The organism is Flavobacterium selenitireducens, from assembly GCF_014748335.1.
In the GTDB taxonomy this organism is placed as follows: Bacteria; Bacteroidota; Bacteroidia; order Flavobacteriales; family Flavobacteriaceae; genus Flavobacterium; species Flavobacterium selenitireducens.
Genome location: NZ_JAAVIY010000037.1, coordinates 1 through 593, shown reverse-complemented (window position 1 = coordinate 593; position 593 = coordinate 1). Strand labels below are relative to the sequence as shown.

At 62.7% G+C, this 593-nt stretch carries 1 protein-coding gene; it reads right to left on the bottom strand.

Annotated features, from left to right (window positions below):
• Nucleotides 1-593, bottom strand: a 593-nt coding sequence (locus tag HC229_RS16550; RefSeq protein WP_408610287.1) for a hypothetical protein, incomplete at both ends; no start/stop codon positions are given.

Genomic DNA, 593 nt, shown 5'->3' with positions numbered 1-593 from the left:
GATGAGCTGCATTGGGGCCACCACAAAGCAATTGGCATTGTCAAGGCGCACCCAGATCGTACCTCCGGCCGAGGCATGCGGGCTCGGAAGCGGCGACTGCGGCACGTTGGCATCGGCCTGGCTGGCGTAGAAGCTTACCGTAACGCCCGGTATGCCCTGGGAGATCCCCGGTATGTAGCTGTTCAGGTCGAACTGGGCAAGACCGTCGGCCCCGATGCACTCGGTGCGCGAAGGAAGCGGGTCGGCAACCGCAGGAAGCGGCCACACCACCAGCTCGAAGCTCACCACATCGGTACAGCCCGCGGCGTTCTCGACCCGCACCCAGATAGTTTCCCCGGCACTGGTGTACGGAGAGGCCGTGATCTGCTCGGCGGCATTCTGGGTTTGGGCACCCGTCTGGCTCGTATAGAAGGTAATGGTCAGTCCCGCCGTATTGGCGATGATGGCCGGAATATGGTCGGACAGGATAAAATCCTCGGTACCCGGATTGGCATCGGTGTCGCATTTGGAGAAGTCCGCAACCGGATCATTGGCCACCGGACGTGCATCCACGATGACCGTAACCGGGGCCACCGCACCGCAGTCAGGGGCGC